This window comes from Pedobacter sp. UBA4863, from assembly GCF_002399615.1.
Taxonomy (GTDB): domain Bacteria; phylum Bacteroidota; class Bacteroidia; order Sphingobacteriales; family Sphingobacteriaceae; genus Pedobacter.
This window is the reverse complement of sequence record NZ_DHDZ01000061.1, coordinates 1-5,951: the sequence shown is the minus strand read 5'-3', so window position 1 is coordinate 5,951 and position 5,951 is coordinate 1. Positions and strand designations below refer to the sequence as shown.

Genomic DNA, 5,951 nt, shown 5'->3' with positions numbered 1-5,951 from the left:
GTCACCACCCGCCTATGTATCTATTCTTATTGAAATCTAAACAGCTTCTAAAAATTAGCTACAAAACAAGCAAAAAACCTATATTTGCAAATCATAAAAACTGGAAAAAATGCAGCGAAAATGGTTTCAATATTGGTTTAATTCGCCTTATTATCATATACTTTATGGCAATAGAAACAATGAGGAAGCAGAATTATTAATTGATAACCTATTAGCACACTTAAGGCCCAAAGCCGATAGTAAAATTATTGATATTGCCTGTGGCAGAGGCAGGCACGCCATTTACCTTAATAAAAAAGGTTACGATGTAACTGGCATCGATCTTTCTGAGCAAAGCATCAAATATGCACAGCAATTTGAACAGAAAAACCTGCATTTTTATGTACACGACATGCGCAAACTGTCGTACATCAACTATTTCGACATTGCCCTAAACCTTTTTACCAGTTTTGGGTATTTTGATAACGAAAAAGACCATATCAATGCTTTAAAGGCCTTTAGAAAAAGTATCAATGCCAATGGTACTTTTGTAATCGATTATTTTAACACCCAGAAAATTATTAAAAACCTTACCCATCAAGAAATTAAAGACATTGATGGGATAGAGTTTCACATCAACAAATTTGTTGCCGAGGGCAAAATTATTAAGCATATCAATTTCGAACACCGATTAAAAGATTATGCTTTCGAAGAGCGGGTACAAGCTTTCTTATTAGCCGATTTTGAAAATATGCTAAGCAAAAGTGGCTTTCAAATCATAGAAAAATTTGGCAGTTACCACCTAGAAGAATTCGATGAGCTAAAATCGGACCGCTTAATTTTAGTATGTAAGAAAGTATGATGCAAGAAATACTTCAGTTTGATACCGAACTGTTCCTAAAGATACATCGGGGATTAAGCAATGGCTTTTTCGACTGGCTGATGCCCTTATTACGCAACCGTTTTTTCTGGTCGCCTTTGTATCTTTTCATCGTTATTTTCTGCATTAGACAGTACAAGAAAACCGGTTTATACATTATCGGCGGTATTTTATTGACTTTTGCAATGGGCGATATGATCTCTGCAAAACTGATTAAACCCAATGTAGGAAGATTAAGGCCCTGTAACGAAATTAGGCTTAAAGAAGAAATTATACCGCGTGTAAATTGCGGCAGCGGCAAAAGCTTTCCTTCATCGCACGCCACCAATCACTTTGGCATAGCTGTTTTTTTAATTGGAGTTTTTTACCGTAAATGGAAAGCTATTTTACCAATAGGCTTACTTTGGGCCGCAGCCATTAGTTTTGCGCAAGTTTATGTAGGCGTGCACTACCCCATCGATGTTTTTTGTGGCATGTTATTGGGAATAGCGATAGGTTTGTTTACTAATTTTGTATATCAAAAAATTAAACCCCTTAGTTAATGGAATTGTGGAAGTTTTCGATATTGTTCTTTTCTGCCGTTTTAGGCGGATTGGCTATTTTTTTAGTAAAGAACGACAAATCTCAACTTTTAAAACTCATCTTATCCTTTAGCGGGGCCTACCTTTTTGCCATTACGGTTTTACACCTTATTCCCGATGCCTACAGCGGTACCGACGGCCACGAAATTGGCATCTATATTCTTATTGGCTTTTTGTTGCAAGTTTTCTTAGAGCAATTTTCAGAAGGTGTAGAACATGGCCATATCCACAAACATCACCATGCTCACGCTTTTCCGTATGGCATTATGATCAGTTTATGCCTCCATGCCTTTTTAGAAGGAATGCCCTTGGCCAAAGACCACCATAACGAGTTTATTTTCGGCATTGCTTTGCATCATATTCCTGCTGCTTTTGCGCTAGCCAGTATTTTCGTCCAAAATCACCTTAAAAAAGGTTCAATTGTTTTTTACTTAATTTTATTTGCCATGATGGCACCATTGGGCTATTGGGTAAGCTTAGGTTTAAGTAATGGCACCATAGGCGGTGTAGAAGCCTACTTTAATAAAATTATGGGCATTGTAATTGGTATTTTCTTGCACATATCTACTACCATACTTTTCGAATCGAGTGCCGACCATAAAATTAACAAACGTAAAATGCTGGCTGTTTTATTAGGAATTGGGATTGCGCTAATTGGCTTTTACGCTGGGCATTCGCATTAAAAGCCCACCCAATCTTCCCAAAGAGGAGGCTTATCAAACAAATCTACAAGCTAAGGTAATTAATAGCTAAATTATGACATTATAACCTAAGTCCCCTTTAGGGGATTTAGGGGTTAAATTCTATCTTTGCACAAATGCAATTGGTACAACAGGTAAAACACTTAATCAAAAAAGAGATTATACTAGAATGGCGTTCTAAATATGCCTTAAATGGAGTGTTGCTGTACGTAGTTTCTACGGTTTTTGTATGTTTTATGTCTTTTCAAGTTATTGATAAGATCACCTGGAACGCACTTTTTTGGATCATTATGCTATTTGCCTCCATTAATGCTATTGCAAAAAGCTTCCTTCAAGAAAGCAAGGGCCGACAACTATATACCTACACTTTAGTTAGTCCCGTAGCGCTAATTATTGCCAAAACCATTTACAATAGTTTGCTGATGATGCTATTGACTGTAATTGCATTGGCATTTTACAGCTTAGTTTTCGAACCAAATAAAGACATTGACATTTTAATGTACCTTTTAGCTGCCGTATTGGGCAGTTTAAGCTTTTCAACCATCTTCACCATGGTATCGGCCATAGCCTCAAAAACAGGCAACGGCGGTATGTTAATGGCCATACTAAGCTTCCCTATCATCATCCCTGTGCTTATTGTTTTAATTAAATTTGCTAAAAATGCCATGGATGGTTTAGACAGGGGTGTAAGTTTAGACGAGATTGGCCTTTTGGCTGTGATAAATGTAATGGTGATGACAGTTGCTTTATTGTTATTTCCTTACCTTTGGCGAGATTAACAATGTGATGATTTGGTAATTTGATAATGCGATGATGAATAAAATAATATAACATGTATTAGCTAAACACCAACATCTAAATACTAAACACATACAAATAATTTATGAACAAAAACTGGTGGAAAATATTAGCCGCTGCTTTAGTAGTTTATACTGCAATAGCCGGTTTACTGCTAGAAGTACCTAGACTAGCCATCCTTAACGAAACCATTAGAAATTTGTATTTTCATGTACCCATGTGGTTTGCTATGGTAACTTTGTTTACCATTTCGGTTTGGTACAGTGTAAAGTCTTTAAGCACGCAAAGCGAAACCGACGACATTAGAGCCGTAGAAAGTGCAAATGCGGGTGTTATTTTTGGCATACTTGGCATTGTAACAGGGGCAGTATGGGCTAAATTTACTTGGGGGCAGTTTTGGAGCTTCGACCCTAAACAGAACTTTGCAGCCATATCCCTATTGCTTTATTTCGCCTATTTTGTGTTGCGCAACGCCATAGACGAAGAACAAAAAAGAGCAAAAATTGCGGCGATCTATAACATTTTCGCTTTCCCTATGATGGTGGTATTACTTTTTGTACTGCCCCGCCTGCAAGACTCTTTACACCCCGGCAATGGTGGCAACCCCGGTTTTAACAGCTACGATTTAGACAGTCGTATGCGTATGGTATTTTATCCGGCTTGCCTAGGTTGGATTTTAATAGGTTATTGGGTTTATACCCTTCGTTTCAGAACTAAAATTTTAGAAAACAAACAAATTACTTTATAATGAACCATCAAAAGTTTACGTTCACAAAAAATACAATAGAAAAATTTGATAGCTTCATTACCTTATAAACAAAATTATAAACCCAATGAAAAAAATTTCAGCACTGCTTGTACTCCTTTTTACTTCATTTAATCTATTTGCCCAAAACAGCGATATAGAGATGGCCGACCAAATGCGTGCCGATGGAAAAATCTACATTGTGGTGATTTGTATCCTCATTATTTTAATTGGTTTATTGATTTATCTTTTCCGTTTAGACAAACGTTTGAAATTGTTAGAAAAAAAATCGACCGATAAAAACTAACTTAAAACGCAACAGATACGTTTTTAAGACTATAAAACTAATAGTGTTTAGCTTACACTAAGAAAATTATTTTTGCAAGAATGGTTTATTTTACTGCAATTTTGCACCCGTAAAAGCATAAACCAAAATCAAGAAAAATGGCTAGTACAGTAAATGAAACGAGTTTTTTCGCAGATGTGTGCAAAAACTTTGACAGTGCCGCTAAATTTACCTCTCATCCAGAAGGCTTATTGGCACAAATTAAAGCATGTAACAGTGTGTACCGTTTTCAGTTTCCCATTCGTAGAGGAAACGGATTTGAAGTAATTGATGCGTGGCGTGTAGAACACTCGCACCACATGAGCCCCACCAAGGGAGGTATTCGTTACAGCGATATGGTTAACGAAGACGAAGTAATGGCATTGGCGGCATTAATGACCTACAAATGCGCTATCGTAAACGTACCATTCGGCGGTGCAAAAGGTGGTATCTGTATCAATCCTAAAAACTATACGGTAGCAGAACTAGAAACCATTACCCGTCGTTATACTACAGAATTAATCAAGAAAAACTTTATTGGGCCCGGTATAGACGTTCCTGCTCCTGATTACGGATCTGGCGAACGCGAAATGAGCTGGATTGCTGATACTTATATGACCATGAACCCAGGCTCTTTAGATGCCTTAGGTTGTGTTACCGGTAAACCTATTGCTTTACATGGTATCCGTGGCCGTAAAGAAGCCACTGGCCGCGGGGTAGCTTACGCGGTACGTGAGTGTGTAAACCATGCCGACGACATGAAAAAACTTGGCCTTACCGCTGGTTTAGCAGATAAAAAAATAATTGTACAAGGCTTAGGTAACGTAGGTTACCATACCGCTAAGTTTATTACCGAATTTGGAGGTACCATTGTGGGGATCTGCGAATTTGAAGGTGCAATTTATAACGCAAACGGTTTAAACGTAGATGAGGTATTTGCCCATCGTAAAAATACAGGGTCTTTATTGGGTTTCCCTGGTGCTAAAGATTTCAAAAACTCTAAAGAAGGCTTAGAACAAGCTTGCGATATCTTAATTCCGGCAGCACTAGAAAACCAAATTACTGCCGAAAATATTCGCAACATTAAAGCAAAAATTATTGCCGAAGGTGCTAATGGGCCATGTACTCCAGAAGCCGAAGAAATCTTCACAGCAATGGGCGGCATTATTCTTCCAGACATGTATTGTAATGCTGGTGGTGTAACGGTTTCTTACTTCGAGTGGTTAAAAAATCTTTCTCACGTAGCTTTTGGTCGTATGGAAAATCGCTATGCCGAAAACTCAAATGCGAACTTAATTAACACCCTAGAAAGCTTAACCGGAAAAACTATTCCAACAGAGCACCGTTTAATGATTGTTAAGGGAGCATCAGAATTAGAACTCGTAAATTCGGGCTTAGAAGACACCATGATCCACTCTTATCGCGAAATTAGACAAACGTTAATAGACAAGCCAGAAGTAAAAACGTTAAGAACTGCAGCTTTTGTAAATTCGATAGACAAAATTGCCGTTTCTTACATGAATTTAGGAGTTTGGCCATAAAATAATCCCAACTTAGGCAATGCCTCGTAACCTATCCGTTACGGGGCATTTTTGTTTACCAGCATTTAGCCTATTTAGTTAAAAATAATGCGTTAAAATAGAGCAACCAAGCGAAAAAATGGAATGCCGATGCCAGGCATGAGGGCAATGTCATTAAGTTAAGCATATTTAGTCCGTTGGCGGGGACGCCAAGGTCCGCAAAATCAAGTGTTGGCGTCCCCGCCAACGCTACCTTAATGACATTGGGCATGAGGGTAGGAAAGACTTCGAAGTGGACACATGGCATTGATTGTCAAATATTAACATCCAAAACTTACGTTCAATTAATAATAAGTTTACTCCCCTCACCTACTATACGTTGAAAAATTTTTATTCATAGGAAACTGTTTAAAAATGATATT

At 37.8% G+C, this 5,951-nt stretch carries 7 protein-coding genes; all 7 read left to right on the top strand.

Features of this window, described 5'->3' with window-relative positions; translation table 11 throughout:
* The first annotated feature begins 109 nt into the window (after positions 1-109).
* The 7 genes from B3I52_RS15645 (at position 110) to B3I52_RS15615 (ending at position 5,550) form a co-directional block, all read left to right on the top strand.
* Positions 110-841, top strand: coding sequence for a class I SAM-dependent methyltransferase (locus tag B3I52_RS15645; protein WP_293303092.1), 732 nt, complete (start codon positions 110-112; stop codon positions 839-841).
* The gene (locus tag B3I52_RS15640) at positions 838-1,401 is read left to right on the top strand and encodes a phosphatase PAP2 family protein (RefSeq protein ID WP_293303089.1); all 564 of its coding nucleotides are present in this window, start codon (positions 838-840) and stop codon (positions 1,399-1,401) included. The genes B3I52_RS15645 and B3I52_RS15640 overlap by 4 nt, the downstream gene beginning before the upstream one ends.
* Positions 1,401-2,123 (top strand): ZIP family metal transporter, encoded by a 723-nt coding sequence (locus B3I52_RS15635; RefSeq protein WP_293303087.1) that lies wholly within the window; start codon positions 1,401-1,403, stop codon positions 2,121-2,123. The genes B3I52_RS15640 and B3I52_RS15635 overlap by 1 nt, the downstream gene beginning before the upstream one ends.
* Before the next feature lie 134 nt (positions 2,124-2,257).
* A complete protein-coding gene (locus tag B3I52_RS15630) occupies positions 2,258-2,920 on the top strand; it encodes a heme exporter protein CcmB (RefSeq protein ID WP_293303085.1) in 663 nt (220 codons plus the stop codon).
* A 104-nt stretch (positions 2,921-3,024) separates the two neighbouring features.
* Entirely contained in the window at positions 3,025-3,687 is a 663-nt protein-coding gene (gene ccsA / locus B3I52_RS15625; RefSeq protein WP_293303083.1) for a cytochrome c biogenesis protein CcsA, read from the top strand.
* 85 nt (positions 3,688-3,772) lie between these two features.
* The gene (locus B3I52_RS15620; RefSeq protein WP_293303081.1) at positions 3,773-3,991 is read left to right on the top strand and encodes a CcmD family protein; all 219 of its coding nucleotides are present in this window, start codon (positions 3,773-3,775) and stop codon (positions 3,989-3,991) included.
* 137 nt (positions 3,992-4,128) lie between these two features.
* Entirely contained in the window at positions 4,129-5,550 is a 1,422-nt protein-coding gene (locus B3I52_RS15615) for a Glu/Leu/Phe/Val family dehydrogenase (protein ID WP_293303078.1), read from the top strand.
* Positions 5,551-5,951: the final 401 nt, after the last annotated feature.